The following is a 25,127-nucleotide window of genomic DNA, read 5'->3' on the forward strand; positions in this document are numbered from 1 at the left end:
AATAGAGAATCAGTCGTCGGAGGGGTCTCTAGCCGCGACGAAGAAAACATCCCCGTTACGTTTGCTCTGCCATGTGTGCTATAGTGGTTTTTCTCGAGCACATCAGCAGCTCGCTGGCAGGTGCAACGCTGTTTGCCGTACCTCTTGCTGGCCGGGAGCATTGTTGTCATGGTTTGCCAGCTGAGGGCCACAGGACTGGCCGACAGGCTGCCTGCTGCACTTGCTTCGCTTATTATCCTGGTTGGAGGCCACTGATTCGTTAATAATCCAGGCGAAGGAGTATATTTCAGGGTGAGCAAGAGAAGCAAAACAGTCCGGATCATGCGGCGCATTGGCGCCCCTGAGCCTAAGAAGATTCGCATCACCGGCATCTTGCAGAGTCCTGATCTGGCATCCATATCCTTCATGCTGGCGGCAGGTCGGCAGGAGTCTCTGGCAGAGTGTCTCTCTCTCCTTGGCTCCCGGGGAATCAACATCCGTTTCATCAGTATATATCAAGGTTCTAATGATGAAACCAGCCTCTGTATTTGCATAGATGTAAACGCTCTGGAGAGGGCGCTCGAATTGCTCGAATCGCAAAGCGAGAAACTGGGCATTCTTGAAATGATCTATCGCCCTGAGGTTAGAGTCATTTCCATCTATCCCTACAAAGAACGACCGCGAGTTGCGGAAAGACTCTTTACTACCCTCCGTCTGAACGGTATAGAACCTCTGGCGGCAAACAATGCCAGTTCGGTCATATCCTGTGTGCTCGGCAAAGAATATGTTGACAAAGCTCTGGCCTTTCTCGAGCAAGCCTTCGACCTTCCTTGAGCAAACAGTTCATTCACAGGCGCACGACTCGAGAAAGGACGCTCACAACAGCTGCGAGGAGGAATAACCTTGTGCTACAGCATGATAGAGTCCTGGAAATCTTTCCCCTGAAAATTCTTCGCAGTCTGAGCCAGATGAGCTTTCTAGGGATTCCCAGCCGACCAGGGGCAACGAGGCCGCTTTTTGATCTGTTGGAGCGCCACACAGTGCCTTTAAAGTTCCTTCTCGAAGGGTGTGCTGGTCTTGCGGGTAGAGATCTGGTTATCTGTATCCCCAGCAAATATTTCTCTGACTTGGAAGCAGAATTGGCTGAGGTGAAACTCAGAATGCAGCCCAAGAAAGTGACGTTGCGGCAGCCGGTCGCCATAGTGCGCATGCTGGGTCCACACTTCGACATCCAGGTTGGGACCTCCGGTGTGCTTTTCTCAGCACTTATGAAGGCGGGGGTCCAGGTCTATAGCAACGCCACCACCATCACTTCATCACTGTGTGTAATTCCTGAAGACCAGGTGGGTAAGGCTGAACGGGCAATCGCCAGAGCCTTTGCCTTGCCAAAATCAAAAAAATAGAAGATTCCTCTGCGATCCTTATGCTGCAGGACAGGGTGCGGCCGGCTCCTGCGGAAGACGTTTGGCATCGGTATCTAGCTGGTTGCCTGTTTCTAGATGCTTGCCGCCATAATCGGAACAGGCAGCATCTTATGGCTTCGCGGCAAATAGAGAATCTCTGCAGCGCCCCATCACAGTTCCTCTGGCCGCTGAGATCGTCTGGCAGGGTGCCGCAGCGGCAGCGTTACTGTGAAGCAGGAACCCTCACCTGGAGCCGACTCTACGGTGATACTGCCGCCGTGTTCGTGGACAATCTTCTGGGTTATGGCCAGGCCGAGACCTGTACCGCGCGCCCCTTTTGTACTGAAAAGGTTCTGGAAAATCTCCTTTTGCAGCTGCGGAGACATACCCCTGCCCGTGTCCTTCACCTGCAGGCTCACTTTATCATCGCCTTCTGTGCGGCTTATCACCGTCACCACTCCACCGCTGCCAGTCTCTGGAAAGGCCTCTATGGCATTGGTAACCAGATTCAACAGACAGGTGTGCATCCCTTCGGCATCTGCCTCTACCAGAGGCAAAGAAGGGTCCAGTTCCCGAAGCAGGTTCACCTGCCGGGCTGCTGCTTGCCCGGCCACCAATTCGCACACTTCCTCAATGATGGCATTGAGCGAGCATGGTTCGTAGTCTGGGACATTGCTCCTGACGTAGCTTAACATATCCAGGGTGAGGCGTGAAATCCGTTCGATGTTCTTGCCAACCAGAGACCACCCTTTGCGCAGGAGGCTCTCCTTGCCCTCGGCAAGCCCCCTGTCGACCATGAAACCGCCCAGCTTCATGCCGTGCAGGATGTTTTTTACTCCGTGGGCCACCCCGGCCATGGCCTGTCCCATGGCAGCCATGCGTTCTCTGTCTATGAGCTCCTTTTCCAACCGCTTGATGTCTCGCATGTCCTTGAAATAGCCTACTGTGGCTACCTCTTTGCCCTCTTCGTGCAGCACAGTGGCAGAAAGAAGGATGGGGATGCACTCGCCACTCTTGCTGAGGACGTATACCTCATAGTTGATCAGGCGACCAGCGCCACCGTGCTCCGGTCCATAAATCTTCTTCTTTATCTTTCTTGCCACACCGGGCGGATACAGCTGCCGGACGTGAAGCTGCTGCAAGGCCTCCTGGCGGCTGTAGCCCGTAATACGCTCGGCACCTTCGTTGAATATGATGAGGCGGCCCTGAGGGTCATTGGCAATGATGCCGTCCATTGAGGTCTGAATGAGATTGTGTTCGAATTCGTAGCGCTGCATCAGTTCCTTTTGCAGCCGCTTGATCTCACGCATGTCTTTAAAGAAACCTACAGTGGCAACCTCCCTGCCCTCTTCATAGAGAAGGACTGCAGAAAGCAGAATGGGCACGCGCTCGCCACTTTTGGTGATGATGTCCGCTTCATGGTCGATCAGACGGCCGGGGCCACCGAAATTGCTGCTGTAAATCTTTTTTTTGATCTTTCTGGCCTCACCCTCAGCATAGAGTTGGCTGACATGCAACCTGGAAATGGCCTCCTCCCGGGTGTAGCCGGTGATCCGTTCAGCTCCCTCGTTGAATATGATGATATCGCCGTCCCGGTCGTTGGCGATAATGCCATCCATTGAGACCTGAATGAGATTGTGCTCAAACTCGTTGATCCTCTGGAGCTCCTCGGTGGTCTCTTTGACCATGCACTCCAGATTTTCAGTGTACTCGCGGAGTTTATTGCGCATCCAGATCCGCTCTTTTGCCCTCCGCAGAGCCACGTTCAATGCTGCGTCGCTGATAGGTTTATTGATAAAATCGGAGGCTTCCAATTGCAGGGCTTTGATGGCCAGGTTCATCTCGCCATGACCGGTAATAACGATAACTTCCGCGTCACTATTGATCTCTTTCACCCGACGCAGCACTTCGATGCCGTCCATTCCGGGCATCTTGATGTCTGTGAGTACAATTGGCGGCATACGTTCAGAAAAGATGCGCAGGCCGCTTGGTCCATCCTCAGCGGTATACACCTCGTAGCCGTCGCTCTCCAGGGAGATCTTCAACAGCTCCCGCGTACTCTCTTCATCGTCGATAACAAGAAGCGTGTTCATGCCGATACATCTTTCTGGACCGAGTCCTGTCGTCTAATTGCCGGAAAGGTGAGGGTAAAAACTGTTCCCCGATTGACCTCGCTTTCCACCTCTATTGTGCCACCATAATCTTTTATGATGCCGTAGCTGATAGACAAGCCCAAGCCAGTGCCCTTGCCTACTTCCTTGGTAGTGAAAAAAGGTTCGAATATTCTTTCTCGAATATTCTCTGGCATGCCGCAGCCAGTATCGGCCACAATAACCACTACCTTGCCGTTCTTGTGATATGACTTGATAGCCAGTACATTCTGGAGTTCGTCCTGATCCGCCCCAACCTGTTTCTCCTCCATAGCGTCCCTGGCATTCATCACCAGATTGATAAACACCTGCTCCAGGCGATTACTCACGCCGAGCACAGGAGGGAGATTTTCCGCCAGATCAAGCTCCACTTTGATCTGTCTCAGCTTCAACTGCTGACCGAGAACAGTAAATACATCACGTATTGGTTTGTTGATATCGAGGCTTTCCAGCTCATCCAGATCAGTCTTGCGACCAAATTCTCGCAGGTGGTTGATGATGTTGGCTGCACGTTCTACCTGTGCTGATATTTCCGCTGTGACCCTGGCCTCAATCTCTGGCTTTACTGGCTCTCCCCGGTCAATCATCTTCTTGAGAAAATCACTGCCGATTCGAATGGCATTGAGAGGCTGGTTGAGCTCGTGGGCGACTCCAGCGGCCATTTCACCCAGGGTTGCCATTTTGCCCGCTTGAATCAGCTGGGCTTCGGCCTGGATGCGATCGCTGATGTCGGCAATGTTGGCAATGATCACTTCTTTGCCCAGATGCTGCCGGGGGCAGGAGTGTATGTTCACGTACATGCTGCTGCCGTCTTTGCGCCGATGTCGGATCTTTGGCAGAAAAATACAGGCTTCCACCACCAGAGAGCGAATCTTTTCTGCTTCGTGCTGGTCACCCAGATCAAGGAACGACATTTGCAACAGCTCCTCCCTGGAATAACCATAGGTCTCGGTAGTGCGGATATTGGCATCAATGATCTTGAAGGTGGTGCGATCAAAGACAAAAATGGGATTTGGGTCATTGTTGAACAATGAGCGATACTTCTCTTCAGAAGCCTTGAGCTCCAGCTCTGAAGTGCGCAGTTGCTGCGTCATCTGGTTGAAAGAGCGCGCCAGGATGCCGATCTCGTCGTTGGAAGACACTGCAATAGAGGTGGCAAGGTCGCCTGCCATTACCCTCTCGGTGCCCTCCAGGAGCTGCTTCACTGGATGGCTCACAAATCTCTGGATAAACACGGCAATGATCACTGAAATACTCAAGATGGCAACCGTAGCAAACAGGATCATTTTCTTTTTATAACTGGCGATTACCGCATCTACTTCTCTGAGAGACACATCTATGTCCAGGACGCCCAGGACCTTTTGCTCTTGTGGATGGACATGGCAGGAAGCATTGTAACAATCGGGTTCGTTGTAAATCGGATTGATCATGCCCAGCAGGCGGTAATTGGCAGTGCTCTTGAAAATCCTAGAACGTGCTGAGGTGGTGAGACGTTCGAAAGGTTTTTCTTTGGCGTGACAGGCATAACATTGCTCGGACGATTTGTCGAGCATCTTCCCCATCTCGGCCTTGTCGGAGGAGTAGATGATCTCACCCAGGTAGTTGAATATACGGACTTTATCCATACCTTCCTGGGCACCTATAGTGTCGATGGCCCGGTGCAGCCGTTCCGGTTGATACTGGAGCATATCATAGCGCATGCTCCTTTTTATGGTCTCGCTCACAAGGTTGGTACTGCGTATCACCTCCTGGATTAATTGCTTCCTTTGAGCATTGATATTCACGGTGGCGTACACACCAATAACCAGAACGGTGATAGCCCCCACACAGCAGATCAGTTTAAAACCAAGACTTCGATACCACATGAGCGGCTCGGCTGCCTCATCTTCACATCCAAGAAACGAATTGCGGCATCTCATGCATGCGCCACAGCGTTACCTGTCGCGTTTAATGCCGGCACATTGAACGGCGCCTCTTCGCCATCAGCAAAGCTAATAACTCCAGCTCAGGAATACCTGGCAGGCAGGGTGGCTTTATTATCATTTCTTTTCTTTGAGAAGGAGCCTTACGTTGTGCAAAAGTTCCTCCGGGTCAACAGGCTTTTCCATAAAGATATCCGCCTGGATCCAGTCCAAATCTTCCTCCAGGGTACGGCCATAGCCCTTTTCAACAGGAGGTCTGGCGGAAACTATCAGAATAGGGACACCATAGATACCCTCCTTTTTGCGAATCTCCACAGCGAAATCCAACCCTTCGTGCATAGTAGCCATCATAATGTCGAGAACCAGGAGATCAGGTTTCATTTCTTGAAACATCTCATAGCCGGATGGTGCATCCAAAGCGGTGAACACTTCATAACCGGCATCAGTGAGAATTTCGCTCAGTGCATCACAAATTTCCGGGTCGTCATCGATAACAAGTATCTTCTTTTTTTCTGTCATGGATACACTCCTCCTTCTCTAGGTTGCCAGTGCTGCCCATGCTCGTCTTCCTGGATCGAGCGAATCAATCATTCAGGATCTCAGACCAATGTCTGGCAGCCAGCTGCGAGAACGACTCTCCAGCCGCAATCCCAGGTGCGGCAACAGCTACCCATGGCATAGCCTCTAGATGGCCTTCCCTCAGGAATTATACGTCTCTCCTGCCTCCTTCCCCAAAAATGATCATCATGAGTTCATCTGCCTTCTCTAGCGTATCCGCTACCTCGAGCCTGCCCTTCCTGTTCTGCAGAATCCTCCTAGTAAAGAAACATGGGCTTCCCCATTACATGACGGACTTTAGGTCTGTACTGTTCCACATCATAAAGCTCAGGCACATCGACTCTTTTCTGGCCGCTAGTGATGGTGCTCATCGGTACATCGGTGTAAGTACCCTGGCGCAGGGCAATCATCCGACCGCTCACCCTTTTGAGAATGAGATCAATAGCCATGTTGGCATAATTGACCGCCACCATGAGATCAAGAGAATCCGGAGCCCCGCTGCGCATCAGATATGACAGTTGTTGGTAAATAATGCCCTGACCTGTGAGCTGCTTCAATATTTCACCGGTCTGCAAGCCAATGCCGCCGAGCTTCTTGTGTCCATAGGCGTCGGGTTCACCATACTGGACCATCTCGCCTTCGACAATCCTGGCTCCTTCGCTGATGGTAAGCATGGCATAATTGCTCGGATTGGCTCTCTTGTCCTGCATGATCAGTCGCGCCAGTTTTTCCGGCTCGAAAGGCACTTCGGAAATAATGGCTCGATCAACACTGGCCAGATAGGCAGCAATAAGCGACGTCTCGCCGCAATAGCGGCCGAAGAGTTCAATAACTGCAATGCGCTCGTGTGAACCTGTTGAAGTACGCAGGGCATTGATGAAATTGACGCTTCTCGTGACCGCAGTTGAGAAACCGATGCAATAGTCAGTACCGTGAACATCGTTGTCCATGGTCTTGGGAATGGCAACCACAGAAAAGCCTTCTTCGTGGAGCCTTTCACCATAGCTCAAAGTGTCATCACCGCCAATTGGGATCAAGACATCGATCTCCAGCTCTTGCAGAACCCGGAGGACATGGTCGGTAAAGTCATTCAGCTCGCCCTGGCGAGCCCTGTTTTTGAGGAATTCAGGCGTGCTCTCATAGGTCACTTTGCCAGGGTTGGTTCTCGAGGTATGCAGGTATGTCCCTCCCGAACGATCGATGGTGCGCACCTTCGACTTGTCGAGTTCCATAATATTTTGTGCCATGCTCTGCGGATCATCAGGATTATATTCGAGAAGTCCTGCCCAGCCGCGTCGAATGCCGATGACTCTGAAGCCCTCTTCAATGCCGCGATACACCAGTGCCTTTATGCAAGGATTAAGACCAGGAACATCACCACCGCCAGTGAGGATGCCGATAGTGCGAATATTTTGCGAGGTCATGACTATCCCCCCAACACTTGCTGTCAAAACATACGCTTTCGTCTCCAGGACAGATCTGCAGTCTGGTCAACTCAACCATCTTCAGGCAAGCCGACAGTTCGCCCAGAACCGAAATCCCCTGTAACTATCTTTGATTTAAACTAATCTATTTTGATAGGAAGAGTCAATTGAAATGGGCGGCGTGCCTACCACCGCCCGGAAAAGGGAGGAAAAGCCTTGCCCGGCTGATCTAAAAACCACACTCGAGAGCACCGCGGCATGTGTCCGGCTCTGCTTCTCGGCGAACAGTGCCGTTGCTCAACAGCGCCCTAAAAAGAAGTGCGGCCGTGCGGCTTGTGAAGAATGCCTTCGATTTTCTTGTTATAGTACTTCCTGCACTTTTTTATAAACTGGCGGTATTTCCTCGGATCAGAAAGACCCGAGGCCTCCACAGGGGCATCCCAGCACCCCATTCTGAGCAATTGTTCGTCAATGTTGGGGGTATCAAGCAGCTTGATCTTGCTCTCGTAGTAGGAAAGCATCCCGTGAAGTCTCATGGTTCTCTCCGTTCATGAAATTTTTTCTCTAGCAGGCTCTTCAGAGTGTGGCCGAGACGATCCTTCTGAAACCGGCAACCCGCTTCACGCAAACACTTGCTTTGCCAAGATTCCAAGCAATTAGGATGCCAGCCGCGGCATCATCGCCATTGTTAGAGAGCGAACGCTCCTTTCCTGAGCCATAGACCTGCTAACCCTGCTGGCGCAACTGCTCATTCTCAGGGCAAAATGGCAGCAAAATACCATGAAGCAACCAGGGATCCTTTCTCTGGGCTGGCCTGCGCCTCGATTCAACACTTTCTTTTTTCGAGCTGCTGCCCAGCCTGTCATGAAGTGGAGGCAGGGCAAAATGTAACCTTTTTTATATCATTGACTCATTTTCTAGTAGCCGCAAGTATACTTGAGTAAAATAGATTGCCGTTCCTCGTGGCCTTCCACATGCTATTTGCAGGGTCTCCCCAGGCATGGCTTACAGCTCTTCCAGTTGAAGCTGGTGTTGGATCTCTATACATCCTAAAACGCTCTGTGCTGCTGGACAGAGAGAGAGGTACGCTTCCAGTGCCTCCTGGGCCTGGTTGAATTTTTCCGCGGGCAGCTTCAGGGAATAATGGACCTGAATACGGGTGATTTTCAACACACCATTCACATCTTGGATGTACCCCTTCACCCTGGCATTGAAAACGCCCTGGTGAGTGCGAATACCATCTTTGGCCAGCACTGTGGCCAAGGTACCCATCATTCAACCGCCAACAGCGCCGACGATGTGATCCAGGGTTGCTGCATGCTCTTCTTTAGGCTCCAACTTGTAAAAGTCTTTTATTCCTCCGTGAATGCCGTAATACACGGGCTCAGCAAAACCCTCTATTACAGCCTTTCTCGTTGGGCCCTTTTCTCTAGTAATAGTAATCTTGGATTCATGGACGATTTCTGCCATACTCAATCCTCCTCAGTCGCAATGAAAGGCCAATACCTACTTTTATAGTAGTTTTTTATAACACACTGGAGCTAGACGTCCAAGGCCCTGCCTCCAGAGCAAATGATATGATCATTGTCTTGAATTACCGCGGTTGTCTATGCTGTCAGCATCTTTTGACTCAAAGAAATGAAAAAGAAAAGAGGAGAGTTGAGCAACTCGGGGTTCATCAGACTTGTCAAAGAGAGCCTCCTCGTGTTAAGAGTGTCTGCACCATCACAACTTTCGCGGACGAGGATTGGAGTTAAGGATGTCGGAGTTATTTGCAGACCAGCAGGAAGGTAGCGAAATTGTTATTGCTACTATCGCCAACCAGAAAAATCCTTCGCAGGTAGTGGAGATTATTCACTTGCCTGCTACCCATATTTTCCTGACCAGAGGCATTGCCAATCATTTTCACTTGAAAGAGATTGCCGTTCCTCAGGACATCATGCTGGCTGAAATCCATGAAATGACCTCAGTATTGTCATATCTTCTCGAACACATTGCCACTGCAGCCGACCTTAACCTGCCATTCAGGTATGATCCGCAATTTCAGGTGGGGGAGCACGAGTACCATCTCGAGGACAGTGGACAGTATATGCTGTTGAGTCGGAAAAGATGAATATTTTTTTGCAGCAGACCAGGGTCTAGACTTTTAAAACAGGTAACATGTCGACAAAATTGTACCGGCCACTTTTATACTACCTTAGAGAGTGGGCTCCGCTGGAACACCCTCAATTCCTCGAACGCTGTCGTTTCCCCCTACTCTTGTGGCCCCAGCGGGAAGGACTGCTGCAAGAGACATCCATCCAGTTCGAGACCTACTCGGGAGAGCTCTCAGGTGAGGATCCTTTCTGCCACTCAGAGGACACAGAGTCGTCGGAAAAAGAGATCCTGGTCATCGAGGTAAAAAAAAGGTCGCCAAATGCCCCTGAACACATGGTCTGCGTAGGTCGTGCCGGCAATAATGACATCGTCTTTGCCAATGATACGGTCTCAAAACTTCATGCCTATTTTCTCACAGAGGGCTCAGAGTCCGCTTACGAAATCGTGGACGCAAATTCCACCAATGGCACCAGAGTGGGCAACAAAAGGTTGGAGCCGTACCAGGGAGAGGTCCTCGACAATGGAGATCAAATCCACTTTGGCCCACTCATCAAGGTCACCTATCTGACGCCCGCAGGGTTCTATCAGTTCCTTCAGGAGCTGCTGCACAAGAATGCTCAACAGCGTCCATCCAGCGGCTAAGGGCCGCCAAGAGAGAAGCCAATAGCTTCTCTGATCTATGGTTATGACTGAAAAGGAGTAGAAAAATGTACGTCGGACGAAAAATGACTACTGAACTGATCACTGTCACCCCTGATACCCCCATAGTAAAAGCACGCGATCTGCTGAGAGACCACAACATCAAGCAGGTCCCAGTGGTGGACGACAAAGGAAATCTGGTGGGAATTCTTACGGACCGTGACATAAAGATGGCCTGGGCCTCCCCGGCCACTACTCTCAGCATATATGAACTTACATATGTTCTGCAAAAACTCACCGTAGAAAGCATCATGGTCAAAGAGGTCATCACCATCACTCCGGATGCCACTATTGAAAGAGCAGCAAAGATACTGCACGACAAGAAAATTGGCAGCCTGCCAGTTATGGAAGATAATAAACTGGTGGGCATCATCACCAGCACGGATCTGATGGAGGTACTGCTGGATGCTTTGGGAATAGAGGAAGAGAGTGGCCGTCTGGTGGTGCTGGTAAGAGACCGCGTTGGTGTTCTTGCTGACGTCTGCGGTTTGCTCAAGGAGCACAATATCAGCATCTGCAGTATGGTAACCGTACCCCTGCGGCAACACCCTGGTATTTATCAGCTGGTCATTCGGGTTTCATCTGCTGCGCGAGACCGCACTGTGCAGCATCTTGTGGCAGCTGGCTACAAGGTGCTCACTGAATACAAAAAAGACCTCACTCCTTATCTCCCCAACAGCTGAAGCGTGTCAATCTGGCCAGCAAATTGGCAGAAACCTCGACTCCTGCCGCCTGCACGCTGTTCTTTCTGGGTGCAGTGGTCTCCTCAGGTGTAGTTGATGGTGAGGTAGAGATCTCCGCCGCCTGGATCGACGCCAGGACCCTTGCCCCTGAGGCGCAGCCGCGTGCCAGGACGCGTTCCCGGGGGAATGCGCACTCTCAAGACTTCCCGCCCTGCCCCCCGGTCTATCGCCACCTTTACCCAGCCGCCTCGGAGGGCGTCCTCTGCCGGTACGCGCAATTCAAAAAAGGAGTCCTTTGCCGCTGCCTTGTTGATTTGCTGGAGACGAGGAGCTCTCTTCTGACCGCCCAGGAAATATTGCCCTACTTTGCGTCCCAGTCTCCTCAAAAAACCAGGGCTCGCCACCTCTGGTCGCCCATGCCTTCGCAGATGCCTTTTCCGCAGACTGTGGCCGGACCCTCTGCGGCCAACACCATGCGGCCCCCATACAAAGACTCCACCGAGAAGAATGCCCCGCCCCCCGAAGAAAACCTGGTCGAGAAAGTTCCTGTCAAATCGCACTCCGGCTCTGTCGAACTCACGAAATAGCTCTCTAAAGGCTGCATTGATACGGGGGTCTCGGCAGAGGTCTTGAAACACCTGTTCGCGCGTAAAGGGAAACCCTTCAGCACGGTATGTCTGACCGGCCCCCGACCTCAGCCAACGGTCATAGTGATGGCGTTTGTCAGGATCGATCAAGACCCCGTAGGCTTCGCTCACCTCCTTGAAGCGCTCTTCGGCAGCAGCATCTCCTGGATTACGGTCAGGGTGATACTTGAGGGCGAGTTTCCTGTAGGCCTTGCGGATCTCCTCTTCGGAACACTCCTGAGAAAGGCCGAGTATGTTGTAGTAGTTTTTCATCAGCAAAACTCGCCGCCTGTTGCTGCTCTCCTGGTCATCAGGACGATGGTGTGGCGCTGTCAGTGGGCCGAGGTCTGCCTATCACTAGGTAAATGAGCGCTCCTATCACAGGCAGAAAGGTAACCACTATGAACCAGACAACCTTGCTCTTCAGGGAGGGAAACGACCGGTAAGCCACATCCCGTATCGCCCAGATGGTTGGGACCATGGGCAGCAGCAGCACCAGGACCACTATAATTATGCGCAATATAACCTGGCCATCCATAATTCACCGGGTCTAATCTCTGAGTTCCGCCTGTTGACCTCAGCCAAAATTGCAGAGGAATCCTACCACAAAGAAACTGCCAAGAGCAACCTCAGCAATACTGCTTGCAGCCTGGATCATCGAGCGGCAACGGCAACGAAGCCCGTATCGAATGACGGCTCACGGCTGCCTGTCAATACTCAGAGAAAGTCAAGACGAATGACGTGGCCCAATGACGAAACGGGTATGGCAACCCTGGCCGCGGCCGAGTTTCCAGAGTGAAGGCGGTTGGCAGCGTATACTCACGCCGCCTGTCTCTAATCGCCCTCGAGATAACGCTGCAGATGGCGGGCCGTGTGTGAGTAGGCCGTACACTGCAGCAGCTCCTCGGGAGAACCGCTGGCCACCAGGCGGCCGCCCTCGTCGCCGCCTCCTGGCCCCAGATCTATAACGTAGTCGGCGGCCTTGATCACCTCCAGGTTGTGTTCAATTACCACAACAGTGTGTCCCGCGTCCACCAGTGTCTGCAGGGCCGCCACCAGCCTCTCGACGTCAGCAATGTGCAACCCGGTGGTGGGTTCATCCAGAAAGTAGATTGTCCGCGCTCTCCGATTGCCTGCCAGTTCCTGCACCAGCTTGATTCGTTGCGCTTCTCCACCAGAAAGCGTTGGACTCGGCTGGCCGAGACTGAGGTAGCCCAGGCCCAATTTAAGCATGAAATCCAGAGGACGACTTATTTTCAATATTGGTGCAAAGAAGGCTGCCGCCTCTTCTACGGTCATGGCTAGAACCTGGGCAATGTTCTTGCCTTTGTATCTTACTGCCAGAGTCTCACTGTTGTACCGACTGCTGTTACACTGCAGGCAGCGCACGTAGATATCCGGCAGAAAGGCCATTTCCACCCGGTTCAGCCCCTGGCCTTTGCATTCCGGACAGCGACCCGCAGCCACGTTGAAAGAGAAGCGTCCGGCAGTATATCCTCGTGCTCTCGCCTCTGCCGTGGCTGCAAAAAGGCGACGAATTTCTGCAAAAATCCCTACATAGGTAGCTGGCACTGACCTGGGCGTCCTGCCGATTGGGCTGTGGTCCACCCGCACCACTCTATGCAGGTTCTGCCAGCCCAGAAGCTCATCGTACTCGCCAGCATGGTGCTGTGTTTTGTGCAGTTCATTCGACAAAGCCTTGAACAGAGTTTCTTCCACCAAGGTGCTCTTGCCCGACCCCGAGACACCTGTAACACAGGTAAGCGTGCCCAGGGGTATCGCCACCTCGAGATTTCTCAAATTGCGGGCTCTAGCACCCCGCACAATGAGCCACTGTCCATGCCGCGGTCCTCTCCGCCGGGAGGTCAGCCGTCGCCTCCCTCTGCCGTTGAGGTAAGCGCCGGTGACTGATTCTGGCGTACCTCTGAGGTCCGCCAGGCTTCCCTGCGCTACCAATCTGCCGCCGAAGCGACCCGCTCCTGGTCCAAGATCTATCAGATAGTCTGCTTTCCTGATGGTCTCCTCGTCATGCTCAACCACTACGATGGTGTTTCCCTTGTTTTTCAGACCAACAAGAGTCTCCAGCAAGCGCTCGTTGTCGCAAGGGTGCAGCCCTATGGTGGGTTCATCGAGAATGTAGCACACACCCCTCAGGTTTGACCCCAGCTGAGCAGCCAATCTGATTCTCTGAGCCTCTCCTCCGGAAAGGCTGTCAGCAGCTCTGTGAAGTTGCAGGTAGCCGAGGCCCACCCGCTGGAGAAACTGCAAGCGCTGAACAATTTCTTCCATGGCTGGGCCTACTATGGCCGCCTCTCTGCCGTGAAAACGCCAGCTTTTCAGCAGGTGTGTCGCCGATTTCACCGATTGGCGACACACGTCCCAAATGGTGCTGCCATGAATACGCACATTCAAGCCGAACTTGTTGAGTCGTGCGCCTCTGCACTGCGGACACGGCACCTCTCTGCCATCTTCCTGCAGACGACCGAGCCCTTCGCACCGTTGACAGGCCCCGTGCCTGCTGTTGAAAGAAAAGAGCCTGGGATCGAGAGTAGGAAAACCCAAATGGCAGCGAGCACAGGTCAACCTCTTGCTGTAGTAACGCTCGAATCCTTTACCGTCCCAGGCAATGACGGTTCCATCACTGAGCAGCAGGGCCTCGCGGACCGCTGTTTTCAGTCGATCTTCCTCAGCTTCAGACAACTCGGGCCACTGCTGCACTACCACCTCGATATCGTGTTCATGGAATCTCCTGATGATCGGCATAGGGTCCAGGGGCTGCAACCGGCCGTCGACACGCACCAGGTCATATCCCTGTCTCTTTGCCTGCTTCAGCACCTCCCGGTGATAGCCCTTCCGCGCTGTTACTTTTGGCGCCAGCAGGACGAGCGGTTTGCCCAGGAAAATTCGGTAGAGGTCGGCGGCGATAACTTCCGGGGTGGCCACGCTAATAGGATCACCGCACTGTGGACAGTAAGGCTCGCCTACCTTGCTGTAAAGCAGCCGCAGATAGTGATAGATTTCGGTTATGGTAGCAACTGTGGAGCGAGGCCCCATCAAGCTGCTTCGTTGATCTATAGCCACCGTTGGCGGCACACCGGAAATCTCGTCTGCCTCTGGTCGATCCCGATTTGGCAGGTACTGGCGGGCATAAGTCGACAGGCTGTCCAGGTAGCGCCGCTGACCCTCGGCAAAGAGAATGTCAAAGGCAAGAGTCGTCTTGCCGGAGCCTGAAACACCTGTAATTACCACCAGTTGATCCCGCGGCAGGTCCAGAGAAAGTCCCTGGAGGTTGTGCTCTCGCGCCCCTCTGATCTTGATGACCCTGCCGTTGCTGCTGGGGCGGGGCATCTGAATCGGCATGGAGCGGGAGCTTCTTCCTTGCCGAAAAAGCCTGAGAAAACGTCCCGTATGGGAAACCTCCGACTCAGCCACCTGCTCTGGAGTGCCTGCTGCCACGATTTCTCCGCCCCGGTCTCCACCTTCCGGTCCTAGATCTATCACATAGTCGGCAGAGTCGATCACCTCCAGGTTGTGTTCCACCACCACCACGCTCTGTCCCTGCTGCACGAGACGGTGCAGTGCTTCTAGCAGCACGCCCACATCATCACCGTGCAGACCTGTGGTGGGCTCATCAAGCAGCAGAAGTGCTCCCTTTTTGCTCGCTTCTTTTAGGGAGCGGGCCAACTTCAATCGTTGACTCTCCCCGCCGGAAAGTGTGTTCAAAGGCTGGCCCAGGCGCAGGTAATTCAGCCCAACTTCCTGGAGCGGTTGCAAGGCAGCCGCTACCTTTTCCTGATCCGCAAACAGATTTACTGCCTCCTGCAGGGTGAGGTCGAGCAGGTCGCCAATTGAGCGGCCTCGATAGAGAATGTCCAGAACCTCCTGACGGTAGCGCTTCCCCTGGCAGGCTGGACACCTGAGGTAGAGATCGGCCAGGAACTGCATCTCCACCCGTTCGTAGCCTTCTCCCCTGCAGGCCTCGCATCTGCCAGCCGCCGTGTTGAAGGAGAAATGCGCTGGTCCATATCCTCGCAGTTTGGCTTCCGCTGTATTGGCATAAAGCCTCCTGATAAAAGAGAGAGCCCCGCTGTAGGTGAGCAGGTTTGCCCGTGGCGTCCGGCCGATCGGCTGCTGATCCACCAGCACCACATCACTGAGCAGGTCAAAACCTCTTATGTCAGCGCAATAACCAGGCTTGTCCGTGGAAACGCCGCGGTACCTCAACCAGTTGCGGTACAGGACGTCCTCAACCAGAGTGCTCTTGCCTGACCCAGAAACCCCGGTTACTGCCACCAGCAATCCCAGAGGAATGTCTACCTGAATGTTGCGCAGATTGTGCACCCGTATACCCTTCAAATGGAGCCAGCGGCCTGCCCGGGGCCTCCGGCGGAGCCGTCTGGCAGTCTGCCTGCCGCTCGTCAGGTAACAGGCAGTCCGCGATTCAGTTGCCTGGCAAATTCCCGAGGTAGGCCCAGCATAGACCACCTTGCCGCCGCACTCTCCAGCATCCGGCCCCAGGTCTACCAGGTAGTCGGTCTGTTGAATTATAGTTGGCTCGTGTTCCACCACCACTACGGTATTTCCCTGGGCGGTGAGGGCTTTGAGAATTCTTGTAAGTCTGTGATTGTCCCGGGGATGCAAGCCCACACTGGGTTCATCCAGCACGTACAAGGTGTTCACCAGGGGTGAACCCAGGGCCCTGGTGAGGTGAACTCTCTGCACCTCACCACCAGCCAGAGTTCTTGACTGACGATCCAGAGTCAGGTAGCCAAGGCCAACTTCCACGAGATAAGACAACCGTCTGACCACCTCGCTGCAGACCAGACTGGCAGCAGGATCCTCGGAATACCTTGCGGTCAGCTCCTTCAAAAAAGCAAGAGACCTGTCTATAGACCAGCTGTTCAATTGTCCAATATGGACACCATTGCAGCGGTAGAGCAGCGCCAGCGGTTTAAGGCGGCTGCCCCCGCAGGCGGGACACCTGAGATAGGCCCTGTAGCGGGACAGAAAAACCCGAACATGCATCTTGTAGGTCTTGCCCTCCAACCAGCGGAAGAAGCCGCGCACACCATAGAATTCGTCACCCTCATCGATCACAGCCTGCTGCTGCTCAGGAGAAAGCTGTTTGAAAGGTACATCTGTGGGAATGCCCCTGGATCGACAGAAATCCATGAGGTCATAGTATTCGCCGCGCCTGGTGCCCCAGGGCCGAATTGCTCCTGCAGCCAGTGATATATTTCTATCAGGAATTACCAGATCCAGGTCCACGTCAATTATACGCCCGAAGCCCCGACAGGTTTCACAGGCTCCCAGAGGGCTGTTAAAGGAAAACAGGTGGGGAGATACAGGCGGATAAGCGATGTTGCAGTTGGGACAATTTCTTGCTGTAGAGAAGTTTCTTCTTTCTCCGGCAGCAGTAATAACCGTTGCCCTGCCATTGCCGTAGTGCAGCGCCAGCTCCAGACTGTCGAGGATTCGTTTTTTCCTGCCCGCGGTCCACGTTACCCTGTCTACTACAATATCCAGCGGTCTGTCCGCAGGCAGTTCATCTTCTTCAAGGGTCTTCAATAAGCCTTGGTGCAGGAATCTACGAAAGCCATGCCTGTGCAGATAGCGCCGAGCTGTTTCGTCATCCTCCTGGTACAGAGGAAAGACAATGAAGGCAGGACCATCACCAGCCATCTGGGCAACAGCCTGCCAGATGCTTTCCGGTGAGTCCTCCTGCACAGGTTGGCCGCACTTCTCGCAGTGAAGTGTTGCTTTCCTGGCATAGAGCAGTTTCAGGTAGTCGCTGATTTCAGTCATGGTGCCCACTGTTGACCGACTGCTCTTGACTGGATTGCCCTGTGGTATGGCGATGGCTGGTGGTATGCCAATGATTTCCCGAACCCTGGGTCGGTCCAACCGCTCTAGAAACTGCCGGGCATAAGGAGAAAATGTCTCCACGTAGCGACGCTGGCCTTCCGCATAGAGAACCTCCATGGCCAAGCTGGACTTGCCGGAGCCGCTCACACCGGTAATGGCGATGAGCTGTTCTCTCGGCAGGTGCAGGCTTATGCTTTGCAAATTGTTCTGGCTGGCCTCGATGATGTGTATGTATCTCTCATTGGCTATCTGTCGCGGAACCATCATCTGCTGCTACGCCCTCCATGGGATGCTCTGGAATCCATCTGGAATGATAAATGTGACAGGAAATTTGGGCAATGAGAAATAAAGGAGAGGTTTTTGCCAAAAGTGGTGCTGTATACCCTTCCAGACAGTAACTCTAAGGTGTGATGCGAGCTGATTCGCCTGAGGAAATGTCCTGTTTATTGTCTTTATGCATCTCCAATGGCAGGGACAAGATGCCGAAAATCATCGAAATAGATCAAGATGCCCAGGAGATTGGGGAAAATTGCATAACATTGGTGGCAAATGCTACCAGGCCAGGAGAAAGCAGTTCGTCCAGATTCAAACCCAGTCGGCAGTCAACAGCCTCCACTGCCTGGTACACACGGGCATGTGGATGGAAATTGAGGCGCACTGCCTGGCCGAACTTGGGATGGGCAGGATCACACCAGGCCGCAGGAGTAAAAGCAAAATGCATGCGGCAGGCAAGGGGTCTCACCGGGTAGATTATGCATTCACCACTGATAGTAAGAAAGCCGCAGCGCCGTCTCTGCTTCCTGTATGCCCCGAGCAAGAGTTCCACCTCGCTGTCTGAGTCTGCCTCTACCCCCTTCCTGACAGCTTGCTGCAGCTCCCGCTGCAACTCACTGAGCACTTCACAGTTTTCCAGATGTCTCTTGAACAAACGGCTGCTTTGTCCCACCAGCTTCATCTGGTCATATATGAGGAGCAATTCCCACTGGCTTACACCCGCAACCATTTCAAAGCAGCAGGACGAGCAGCTGCGGCCGCAGGACAACAGCCAGCCTTTTTTTCTCATGCCGGTTACTGCGTGCAATATGTATTGATCATAGAGTCGCAGAATTCTAATGCTAAGACTCCTTGCCCTCAAAGGAAGAGCCAGCCTGCGACTGAACAGGCCAAGCTCTTCCAGGCCAGCAAGCTCATTGAGAGCTGCGGCCATTCTCTTCATAATATTCCGGGAGTTTTCGTCCTCCAGATGAGTAAAGCGAAGGATGCTGTTTGTTTTCCTGGGCGGTCTGTTCATCACTGCACCGGTCAATCTCCTGTCGGGTTCAGGCCAGGCTTCCCGCATCTGTTATCACAAGCGCGAGCAGCTGTCAAAAACAGCACTCGAGCGAAAATGGCCTTTTCTTCAAACCGTCTTCCGGGTATGATGAGACCATCAAGGAAGTGGGCTAGCTGCTCATCTGGCCCCAGGCTGATTTTGACGAGCACCAGGGTATGATTCTCCATGGTAATTTCCTGCCCAAATTGCAACTTCAGGGCGGTCCTCACCAACAGCGCCCTGGCGCATTCACAGCCACAAGTTGTCTGCCCCAGGTGCAGATGCACCCTGCACATCCCGGCAGCCCAGGAGGCTGTCAGCTCAGGAGGCGCCCAGAAAACTATATCTGCTGTGCCAACCGGCACCCCCTGGGAACAGAGATCCACATGGCTTGATATCTCAGCCTGGCTGCGCATGGCTACCCGACTGCTCTTTCATCCGGGCTCCACTTTCGCTGCCATCGATTATTCCTCGGGGACAGGTGCTTCGCTGATTTTTGCCCTCATCTATGGCTCTCTGGGCCAGATCATTGGTCGCTACTGGTTTACACTTCTGGAAATTCAGCACGGCACTCTGGTTGCAGATGCCCTGACAAATACCCTGCATTTTGCTCTCTGGACAGTTGCCACGCCAGTACTGCTTCTTGTATCACTGCTCATTGGCACGTGCACTATTCACTGCAGCCTGGCCATCTTGCGAGGAACACACCGCCCCTTGCGGGCAACATTGCAGGTGCTGGCCTACACTTCCGGGGCAACTGCCCTGCTCAATGTCATCCCGCTTGCTGGCAGCATTATAGCTCCTCTGTGGGGTTTCGTCCTTGCATACCACGGACTGGCAGCCTGTCACCAGACCTCAAAACTGAGGGCTGTGCTGGCCCTTTTGCTGCCGGTAATTTTCTCTGTGCTGGTGCTGCTGATCATCTTCATGGGGGTTGCTGCTACAGGCCTCCTCCAGATAATGGAAAAAGTGGCCAGTTCCCTGTAAACATAGTCCATTGAAAGCCATTCACTGCTGCCGTTTGTTGCCGACCCGGTCTAGCCCACCTGCTGCACCTTCTATGGTAAGTTTATCTCGTTAGCGGAAGCGGAGTAATTTCCACTGAAAAAGCTCTTGACTCAGAGATTACAACCCGCATATAGTCACTTGAGAACAGGCTGCTTTGTTTACTGCCCGACTTTTTTACATCTGGCTGCGACTCTGACAACCACAACGTAGACACGGTGGGCGGTTTTCGCCTCGTGCTGATCATGTATACTCACGCGTTGGATCATCTTATGACTCGGAGGTGAGGGGCGGTGAAGGAACTGATAGAGGTAATGGCGAAAGCTCTGGTGGAATACCCTGAACAGGTGAGGGTTACTGAAATCGTTGGACAGCAGACCACAGTTATCGAGTTGAAGACTGCCAAGGAAGATCTCGGCAAAATTATCGGCAAACAGGGAAGAAACGCCCAGGCAATGAGGACTATCTTGAATGCAGCTTCAACGAAGCTCAGAAAACGAGTAGTGCTGGAGATCATTGAATAACGCTTGCAGGAAAGCGGCCCCAGGTCTGCATCAGCCACATCGAGTATCATAGATGTCTCGAGAAAATCCGTCCTGTTTTGGCATCCCAGAAGAGTGTATTCCCCGGGATGACAATGGTATTATTCAGCCGCAGGAAAAGTGCCGCTCCTGCGAGCTTTTGCGGGAATGCCTCAAGGAAGCCATTGCTGCCAGCGGCGGGGTGCATAAAGTAAGAGCTGCTGCCGCTGGCGAAAGCACTCCTGCTGAGGCTGGGGGCATTGTAGGCGCCATACTGCGGTGGTCTGCAAGAAAAAGTGCAGCTCGCCGGGGCAAACCCAGCTAGAAGCCCGCCGCTCACTTCTGCCAGCTACTGTTTCCTCTTTTGTTGATCAAGAAATGACGTCCCTGCTCATTGTTCACCAAGGCGCTATCGGAGATCTCATTCTCAGCCTGCCGGCTGTCGAGGCACTTCATCGCTCCTTTCCTGGAGCGCTCTTGAACTTCCTGGCGCACCCTCATATCCTTGAAATTCTCAGAGGCCGTCCATACATGGGAGAGGTCTGGGACTGCCAGGCGAGCCTGTGGAGCGGCCTCTATGTATCGTCCGGCAAGGTGCCTGCCAGTGCGGCATCCCGGTTGCACGGCGTGGAAGAGGTCTTTGTCTTTGGCCTTGCTGCCAGTGAAGTCTTGCGAGAAAACCTCGGCCGAATTCTGGGAAAGGCAGCCCACCGCATCCAGACGGTGCCGCCAGCTGCTGAAAAAATCCCGGCAACTGACTATCAGTGCCGGCAGCTGCAGGCCATTGGCATAGAAGCCATGCCGCCACCGCCGGCGGTCATTGCGCCTGCAGCTGAGGAAGTAAGCCGGGTAGCGGAATATATCAAGACCACTCTGGCAGCGCGCCAACGGTTGGTGCTCATTCATCCTGGAAGCGGCGGTCTGCAGAAACTCTGGCATCCTTCAGGGTGGCAAGCAGTTATTCGGGAGCTTTCCTCATATGCACACCTGCGCCTTGGTCTCTTGTGGGGCCCGGCCGACCGCAAGATTATAGGGCTGCTGCAACCCATGCTGCAGCAAATCCACCTGCTTACCATGGAAAACTGGCCACTGGGCAGAGTGGCTGCCCTGCTCAAAAAGGCAACTCTCTACCTGGGAAACGACTCCGGCATCACCCATCTGGCAGCGGCCTGCGGCGTGCCCACTATTGCCATCTTTGGACCGACCGATCCGCGAATCTGGGGCCCCAGGGGACCCCGGGTGAAAATAATTACCAGGAAGGAAGTCAGCCCGGCATACGAGTCAGCAACTCATATCAGTTTGCCATCCACTGAGCCACCTGCTGAAACTGAACAGGTACTGCAACAGGCTGAAAAGTGGTTGGGTTTTCATTAGAAAACATGTATGCTTCTCGACGAACTGGGCGGTTACAGGGGGCTGCCTTGCCTTTCTGGAGATCATTGAGAAAAGCCAACGAGTCAATTGCTAAGCTGCATTACCAGAGGAGGAAAGCGTGGCCGACTTGCAAAAGATGGTGGTAGTACCACTCGATGGATCTGAAAACTCCATGAAATCATTAGACTATCTCCATGTGATCTACGGGGGAGATCATAATATCGAAGTAATACTCAAGCACGTGCTGCCCAGCTTGCCGCCCGTCTTTCTCCAGGACGGCGTGGTGCCCAAGCAAGCGGCCTTGAAGCTGAAGGCCTTGAAAAACAAGTCTATTCGCCTGGCAGAACGTCTCCTGGCGGAGGGCAAAGATTTTCTGGTGAGCAAAGGCTTCCCTGAAGATCAGGTGAAAACAGTGTACCGGGAGAAAGAAGCAGGAATAGCCAGAGATATTTCAGCCTGGGCTGAGAGCAAGCGGGCAGACGCTGTGCTCATCAGCACTCGCGGCCGCAGCCGCCTGGAGACCTTTTTCACGGGCGAAGTTGCCGGAAAGGTTCTTGATTACTGCAGGCTTTGCCCCATATGGATTGTCGACGGTACAGTGGCTTCTAACAAGGTGCTCCTTACCGTGGACAGCTCTGAATACTCCCTGCGGGCAGTCGATCACGCCGGCTTCATGCTCTCCGGCACCAATTGCCAGGTGACCCTTTTTCACAGCATCCGCAACCTCAGAGGCTTTATTCCTCAGGAAGTGCTCGAAGAGGCTCCTGAGCTGGAAGAACTCTGGCAAAGCAAAATTGGCCAGGAAATCGCTCCGTATATGAAAGAAGCGGTGGCAAAACTCCTGGAAGCCGGCCTCCTCGAGTCCCAGATTACCACTCGAGTTATCAACGGCAGCCGCAATGTCGCCAACGATATTCTCAAGGAAGCCAGGAGCGGCGGCTATGGCACCATAGTGATGGGGCGCAGAGGCCTGACCGGTGTCAGGGAGCTCTTTATGGGAAGCGTCAGCAGGAAGGTGCTGCAAGATTGCCGAGGCCCATCCGGCCGGCAATGACCGCCGGCCGGATGGCGCCAACTTCTTACGGCGTTACTTCGAATTGCAGAGTCTGCAACAAGGTACCGTTGGCGTCCAGTACCTCGACTTTCCAGGCTCCCAGTTCATGGGGCTGAATAATCTTTGAGCTGTAGGTCCGCCAAGTCGATGATCTTACCTCTAGAACCACCCTCGCTCTTTCTGTGCCGTCAAAATACCACACATGGGTTACCTGGGTGGGTTCCTGTGCACCAGTAATCTTGGTGAAGCAGTATAGCTTCCCGGTGGACACAGGGAAGCTGGTGCCGGAATCAACAGGTTCCAGATTGACCACATCCCTGCAGATGGCTGCCACTGCCACCTCCAACTGGGACGGGCTCTGAGCAGCAACAGTGTCTATCGGCAGCAAACAGATGCTGAAGATCATGATGAGCGTAACTGGAACGACAAATGTCTTCATGGCAATACTCTCCTTGCTCGCGGGTTTACAAGACATTATGGCTTGTGCCTTGATGCAATATGAATGCCAGGCCACCTGGTGTGACCCAGGCAAATCTATCGCCCCAGGAGCCATCTATAAACTCTTTGACTGGCCGCCAGTCATATGCCCACATCCTCGTTTATCAAGACAACCTTGATTCTTCCCCTGGGGAAAGACTTTTCAGTTATGACCCAGCTGTTGCAGATTCGCTCCGGGCTCTTGCATTCCTCGCACCAGGAAGTCTTGACGCAGGGCGTTTTCTTGTCAAGCCTCATTGCATTAGCTGGAGCAGCGTAATTCTTGATCCTGAACATCGCCTCATCCACATCCGAGACGATTTTGTTGCGGCCCACGAGAATAACTACCTGTTTGGGACCAAAGGTGATAGCCCCTACCCGATTGCCGATCATGTCCAGGTTTACAAGCTTGCCATTCTCAGTCACCGCATTTGTCCCTGTGATGAAGAGATCCACGAGAAGCGCCCGCCGCCGCAGCTCCAGCATTGCCTCTGGAGAAAGATCCCTGGCAAAGGTGTCCAACACCTCCCAGTCAGCTTTCTCTTTCAGTGCCTGGTAGAGACCACAGTTGATGAAAGTCATTGATCCGCCCCAGGATACTGTGGCGACCTCCAACCTGGGGATAATTTCCTCGAGGACAATCTCTCTGGCCTGGCCACTGTCCTGCACCAGATATACTTCGAAATTGTTTGCTTCCAATGCCGCCTTCACCTCTGCCAGCCGAATCTGCCAGTAGTGTTCTATAGGCTTATCCATAAGGCAATCCCTTCCCTTGCTGTCATCATGTTGCAGGCGCCTCAGCTGGACCGTCGCCCAGCAGCAAAACGCTGCCGACTGGATTTGCAGCAACAAGCCAGCAATGACAGCGCTGCGGCCGCCCTTTCTCACGAGCGGCCAATATAATAGCGGCTGCCGGCCACATTTAAATAAAACTTTCCCTGCTGCGAGTCTTCCTCCACAAATCTCGCCAGCTGGTAATATGCCGGCCGCAGGAATCTAGCTGGCAGTCTCTGGGGGAAAACTTTGCAGTATAGTACATTGTCCTTGCCCTGCCAGAGCGTCGTCGGATCCAGAACCTGCGGTTCTTCGAGATGTTTGACAAACAAGAGAATCTCCTCGAGCCCCTTGCCGTCTTTTTTCGTTTCACCTTCCACTCTAGTTATCACCACCGGAGTATCCTCCACCTCCAGATAACACTCCTGGCCACCCAGTCGGATGATAAAAAGTCCACTGGCCTCATCCCGTCGCAGGTGTTCACACAGCAAACTTACAATGTCCTGGCGGAACATGAGATTGCCCTTGTGATACCAGTCTCCCTGCTGATCAATGAATATCTGACAGGGAGCAAGCCCTCCTGCAAAAGATGGCCCGCCTTTTTCTCCTGGCCCGTTCATTTTTACCTCAGTCGTCAACTTTACCGCCTGCTTTCAGAAGGTCTTTTTGCTGTCCAATAAGATTGTAACCGGACCATTGTTGACCAGGGAGACCATCATCTGTTCTTGAAAGCGTCCGCAGGCCACCTGCACGCCGCGGTCCCGCAAGCGTCGAACGAAGTCTTGGTATAATCTCGCGGCCTTCCGAGGCTCACAGGCCGCCGCAAAAGACGGTCTCCTGCCCTTGCGGCAGTCGGCCAGCAGAGTAAACTGGGAAACTGCCAGCAAATCGCCCTTTACATCTAGCAGAGAGAGATTCATCTTGTCCTGCTCGTCAGCAAAGATTCTCAAGTGGATGATTTTTTCAGCCAGGTAAGAGACGTCTTCTGGACCATCATCGTGGGCCACTCCCAGAAAGACAAGCAGACCATTGCCAATGGAGGCCACTTCCCGCTGGTGCACCCTGACGCTCGCCTCACTGACACGCTGGATCACTGCCCTCACACCTCACCTCATCCTTCCATCATGGCCTGCAGCCGCTGCCAGAGCACATCACGTCCCTCCCCGGAAACAGCAGAAAATTGGACAATGGTCTGACGAGCAAG

General features: G+C 53.4%; 26 protein-coding genes. 10 read left to right on the forward strand and 16 right to left on the reverse strand.

Features of this window, described 5'->3' with window-relative positions; genetic code table 11:
* Nucleotides 1-291: 291 nt before the first annotated feature.
* Together JRI89_05025 and JRI89_05030 are read left to right on the forward strand one after the other, a co-directional pair.
* The gene (locus JRI89_05025) at nt 292-813 is read left to right on the forward strand and encodes a hypothetical protein (GenBank protein MBW2070600.1); all 522 of its coding nucleotides are present in this window, start codon (nt 292-294) and stop codon (nt 811-813) included.
* 71 nt (nt 814-884) lie between these two features.
* On the forward strand, nt 885-1,382 hold the full coding sequence (locus JRI89_05030; GenBank protein MBW2070601.1) for a hypothetical protein: 498 nt from the start codon (nt 885-887) through the stop codon (nt 1,380-1,382).
* Between the two features lie 170 nt (nt 1,383-1,552).
* Here JRI89_05030 and JRI89_05035 read toward each other — a convergent pair whose 3' ends face one another.
* From JRI89_05035 to JRI89_05065, 7 genes are all read right to left on the reverse strand, one after another.
* Nucleotides 1,553-3,475, reverse strand: coding sequence for a PAS domain S-box protein (locus JRI89_05035; protein MBW2070602.1), 1,923 nt, complete (start codon nt 3,473-3,475; stop codon nt 1,553-1,555).
* On the reverse strand, nt 3,472-5,451 hold the full coding sequence (locus JRI89_05040; GenBank protein ID MBW2070603.1) for a PAS domain S-box protein: 1,980 nt from the start codon (nt 5,449-5,451) through the stop codon (nt 3,472-3,474). Before JRI89_05040 ends, JRI89_05035 begins: the two co-directional genes overlap by 4 nt.
* Nucleotides 5,452-5,571: 120 nt before the next feature.
* Nucleotides 5,572-5,973, reverse strand: a complete 402-nt coding sequence (locus JRI89_05045; protein MBW2070604.1) for a response regulator transcription factor — start codon at nt 5,971-5,973, stop codon at nt 5,572-5,574.
* Between the two features lie 296 nt (nt 5,974-6,269).
* On the reverse strand, nt 6,270-7,436 hold the full coding sequence (locus JRI89_05050; GenBank protein MBW2070605.1) for a 6-phosphofructokinase: 1,167 nt from the start codon (nt 7,434-7,436) through the stop codon (nt 6,270-6,272).
* Between the two features lie 308 nt (nt 7,437-7,744).
* On the reverse strand, nt 7,745-7,972 hold the full coding sequence (locus tag JRI89_05055) for a hypothetical protein (GenBank protein ID MBW2070606.1): 228 nt from the start codon (nt 7,970-7,972) through the stop codon (nt 7,745-7,747).
* A 469-nt stretch (nt 7,973-8,441) separates the two neighbouring features.
* On the reverse strand, nt 8,442-8,711 hold the full coding sequence (locus JRI89_05060) for an OsmC family protein (protein MBW2070607.1): 270 nt from the start codon (nt 8,709-8,711) through the stop codon (nt 8,442-8,444).
* The gene (locus JRI89_05065; GenBank protein MBW2070608.1) at nt 8,712-8,906 is read right to left on the reverse strand and encodes a hypothetical protein; all 195 of its coding nucleotides are present in this window, start codon (nt 8,904-8,906) and stop codon (nt 8,712-8,714) included.
* A 289-nt stretch (nt 8,907-9,195) separates the two neighbouring features.
* On the opposite strand from JRI89_05065, the gene JRI89_05070 reads away from it, so the two are divergent.
* From JRI89_05070 to JRI89_05080, 3 genes are all read left to right on the forward strand, one after another.
* A complete protein-coding gene (locus JRI89_05070; GenBank protein ID MBW2070609.1) occupies nt 9,196-9,549 on the forward strand; it encodes a hypothetical protein in 354 nt (117 codons plus the stop codon).
* 47 nt (nt 9,550-9,596) lie between these two features.
* Complete coding sequence (locus JRI89_05075) at nt 9,597-10,175, forward strand: FHA domain-containing protein (protein MBW2070610.1); 579 nt, start codon at nt 9,597-9,599, stop codon at nt 10,173-10,175.
* 65 nt (nt 10,176-10,240) lie between these two features.
* Nucleotides 10,241-10,915 carry a CBS domain-containing protein gene (locus JRI89_05080; GenBank protein MBW2070611.1) on the forward strand — a complete coding sequence of 225 codons (675 nt, stop codon included), beginning with the start codon at nt 10,241-10,243 and terminating at the stop codon, nt 10,913-10,915.
* Nucleotides 10,916-10,998: 83 nt separating this feature from the next.
* Here the strand turns inward: JRI89_05080 and JRI89_05085 are convergent, their stop codons facing one another.
* The 5 genes from JRI89_05085 to JRI89_05105 form a co-directional block, all read right to left on the reverse strand.
* Nucleotides 10,999-11,814, reverse strand: coding sequence for a DnaJ domain-containing protein (locus tag JRI89_05085; protein ID MBW2070612.1), 816 nt, complete (start codon nt 11,812-11,814; stop codon nt 10,999-11,001).
* Between the two features lie 37 nt (nt 11,815-11,851).
* Nucleotides 11,852-12,079 carry a PLDc_N domain-containing protein gene (locus JRI89_05090; protein ID MBW2070613.1) on the reverse strand — a complete coding sequence of 76 codons (228 nt, stop codon included), beginning with the start codon at nt 12,077-12,079 and terminating at the stop codon, nt 11,852-11,854.
* A 296-nt stretch (nt 12,080-12,375) separates the two neighbouring features.
* On the reverse strand, nt 12,376-17,670 hold the full coding sequence (uvrA, locus tag JRI89_05095; GenBank protein ID MBW2070614.1) for an excinuclease ABC subunit UvrA: 5,295 nt from the start codon (nt 17,668-17,670) through the stop codon (nt 12,376-12,378).
* 238 nt (nt 17,671-17,908) lie between these two features.
* Nucleotides 17,909-18,700, reverse strand: coding sequence for a hypothetical protein (locus tag JRI89_05100; protein ID MBW2070615.1), 792 nt, complete (start codon nt 18,698-18,700; stop codon nt 17,909-17,911).
* Between the two features lie 8 nt (nt 18,701-18,708).
* A complete protein-coding gene (locus tag JRI89_05105; protein MBW2070616.1) occupies nt 18,709-19,134 on the reverse strand; it encodes a hypothetical protein in 426 nt (141 codons plus the stop codon).
* On the opposite strand from JRI89_05105, the gene JRI89_05110 reads away from it, so the two are divergent.
* The 5 genes from JRI89_05110 to JRI89_05130 all read left to right on the forward strand — a co-directional run bounded on the left by JRI89_05110 (nt 19,133) and on the right by JRI89_05130 (nt 22,672).
* Nucleotides 19,133-19,705: a YIP1 family protein gene (locus JRI89_05110; GenBank protein MBW2070617.1), complete on the forward strand. Its 573-nt coding sequence runs from the start codon at nt 19,133-19,135 to the stop codon at nt 19,703-19,705. The genes JRI89_05105 and JRI89_05110 overlap by 2 nt on opposite strands.
* A gap of 311 nt (nt 19,706-20,016) precedes the next feature.
* Nucleotides 20,017-20,247, forward strand: coding sequence for a KH domain-containing protein (locus JRI89_05115; protein ID MBW2070618.1), 231 nt, complete (start codon nt 20,017-20,019; stop codon nt 20,245-20,247).
* Nucleotides 20,248-20,299: 52 nt separating this feature from the next.
* The gene (locus JRI89_05120) at nt 20,300-20,569 is read left to right on the forward strand and encodes a hypothetical protein (GenBank protein ID MBW2070619.1); all 270 of its coding nucleotides are present in this window, start codon (nt 20,300-20,302) and stop codon (nt 20,567-20,569) included.
* A gap of 53 nt (nt 20,570-20,622) precedes the next feature.
* A complete protein-coding gene (locus JRI89_05125; GenBank protein MBW2070620.1) occupies nt 20,623-21,618 on the forward strand; it encodes a glycosyltransferase family 9 protein in 996 nt (331 codons plus the stop codon).
* A gap of 118 nt (nt 21,619-21,736) precedes the next feature.
* The gene (locus tag JRI89_05130) at nt 21,737-22,672 is read left to right on the forward strand and encodes a universal stress protein (protein ID MBW2070621.1); all 936 of its coding nucleotides are present in this window, start codon (nt 21,737-21,739) and stop codon (nt 22,670-22,672) included.
* A 25-nt stretch (nt 22,673-22,697) separates the two neighbouring features.
* On the opposite strand, the gene JRI89_05135 is transcribed toward JRI89_05130, so the two are convergent.
* From JRI89_05135 to JRI89_05150, 4 genes are all read right to left on the reverse strand, one after another.
* Nucleotides 22,698-23,111, reverse strand: a complete 414-nt coding sequence (locus JRI89_05135; protein ID MBW2070622.1) for a DUF2914 domain-containing protein — start codon at nt 23,109-23,111, stop codon at nt 22,698-22,700.
* 140 nt (nt 23,112-23,251) lie between these two features.
* Nucleotides 23,252-23,905: a lactate utilization protein gene (locus JRI89_05140; protein MBW2070623.1), complete on the reverse strand. Its 654-nt coding sequence runs from the start codon at nt 23,903-23,905 to the stop codon at nt 23,252-23,254.
* A 128-nt stretch (nt 23,906-24,033) separates the two neighbouring features.
* Nucleotides 24,034-24,561 (reverse strand): DUF1285 domain-containing protein, encoded by a 528-nt coding sequence (locus tag JRI89_05145; GenBank protein ID MBW2070624.1) that lies wholly within the window; start codon nt 24,559-24,561, stop codon nt 24,034-24,036.
* Nucleotides 24,562-24,576: 15 nt separating this feature from the next.
* The gene (locus JRI89_05150) at nt 24,577-25,026 is read right to left on the reverse strand and encodes a D-tyrosyl-tRNA(Tyr) deacylase (GenBank protein ID MBW2070625.1); all 450 of its coding nucleotides are present in this window, start codon (nt 25,024-25,026) and stop codon (nt 24,577-24,579) included.
* Nucleotides 25,027-25,127 lie beyond the last annotated feature (101 nt).

Source organism: Deltaproteobacteria bacterium, from assembly GCA_019309045.1.
Classification (GTDB): Bacteria; Desulfobacterota; Syntrophobacteria; order BM002; family BM002; genus JAFDGZ01.

What these genes read in the sequence shown, in the direction of transcription:
- JRI89_05050 (MBW2070605.1), bottom strand. Translation starts at nt 7,436, where the DNA reads ATGACCTCGCAAAATATTCGCACTATCGGCATCCTCACTGGCGGTGGT.
- JRI89_05135 (MBW2070622.1), bottom strand. Translation starts at nt 23,111, where the DNA reads ATGAAGACATTTGTCGTTCCAGTTACGCTCATCATGATCTTCAGCATC.
- JRI89_05070 (MBW2070609.1), top strand. Translation starts at nt 9,196, where the DNA reads ATGTCGGAGTTATTTGCAGACCAGCAGGAAGGTAGCGAAATTGTTATT.
- JRI89_05080 (MBW2070611.1), top strand. Translation starts at nt 10,241, where the DNA reads ATGTACGTCGGACGAAAAATGACTACTGAACTGATCACTGTCACCCCT.
- JRI89_05045 (MBW2070604.1), bottom strand. Translation starts at nt 5,973, where the DNA reads ATGACAGAAAAAAAGAAGATACTTGTTATCGATGACGACCCGGAAATT.
- JRI89_05055 (MBW2070606.1), bottom strand. Translation starts at nt 7,972, where the DNA reads ATGAGACTTCACGGGATGCTTTCCTACTACGAGAGCAAGATCAAGCTG.
- JRI89_05105 (MBW2070616.1), bottom strand. Translation starts at nt 19,134, where the DNA reads ATGCGCAGCCAGGCTGAGATATCAAGCCATGTGGATCTCTGTTCCCAG.
- JRI89_05140 (MBW2070623.1), bottom strand. Translation starts at nt 23,905, where the DNA reads ATGGATAAGCCTATAGAACACTACTGGCAGATTCGGCTGGCAGAGGTG.
- JRI89_05060 (MBW2070607.1), bottom strand. Translation starts at nt 8,711, where the DNA reads ATGATGGGTACCTTGGCCACAGTGCTGGCCAAAGATGGTATTCGCACT.
- JRI89_05125 (MBW2070620.1), top strand. Translation starts at nt 20,623, where the DNA reads ATGACGTCCCTGCTCATTGTTCACCAAGGCGCTATCGGAGATCTCATT.
- uvrA (MBW2070614.1), bottom strand. Translation starts at nt 17,670, where the DNA reads ATGGTTCCGCGACAGATAGCCAATGAGAGATACATACACATCATCGAG.
- JRI89_05085 (MBW2070612.1), bottom strand. Translation starts at nt 11,814, where the DNA reads ATGAAAAACTACTACAACATACTCGGCCTTTCTCAGGAGTGTTCCGAA.
- JRI89_05040 (MBW2070603.1), bottom strand. Translation starts at nt 5,451, where the DNA reads ATGAGATGCCGCAATTCGTTTCTTGGATGTGAAGATGAGGCAGCCGAG.
- JRI89_05075 (MBW2070610.1), top strand. Translation starts at nt 9,597, where the DNA reads ATGTCGACAAAATTGTACCGGCCACTTTTATACTACCTTAGAGAGTGG.
- JRI89_05065 (MBW2070608.1), bottom strand. Translation starts at nt 8,906, where the DNA reads ATGGCAGAAATCGTCCATGAATCCAAGATTACTATTACTAGAGAAAAG.
- JRI89_05090 (MBW2070613.1), bottom strand. Translation starts at nt 12,079, where the DNA reads ATGGATGGCCAGGTTATATTGCGCATAATTATAGTGGTCCTGGTGCTG.
- JRI89_05035 (MBW2070602.1), bottom strand. Translation starts at nt 3,475, where the DNA reads ATGAACACGCTTCTTGTTATCGACGATGAAGAGAGTACGCGGGAGCTG.
- JRI89_05110 (MBW2070617.1), top strand. Translation starts at nt 19,133, where the DNA reads ATGGCTACCCGACTGCTCTTTCATCCGGGCTCCACTTTCGCTGCCATC.
- JRI89_05120 (MBW2070619.1), top strand. Translation starts at nt 20,300, where the DNA reads ATGTCTCGAGAAAATCCGTCCTGTTTTGGCATCCCAGAAGAGTGTATT.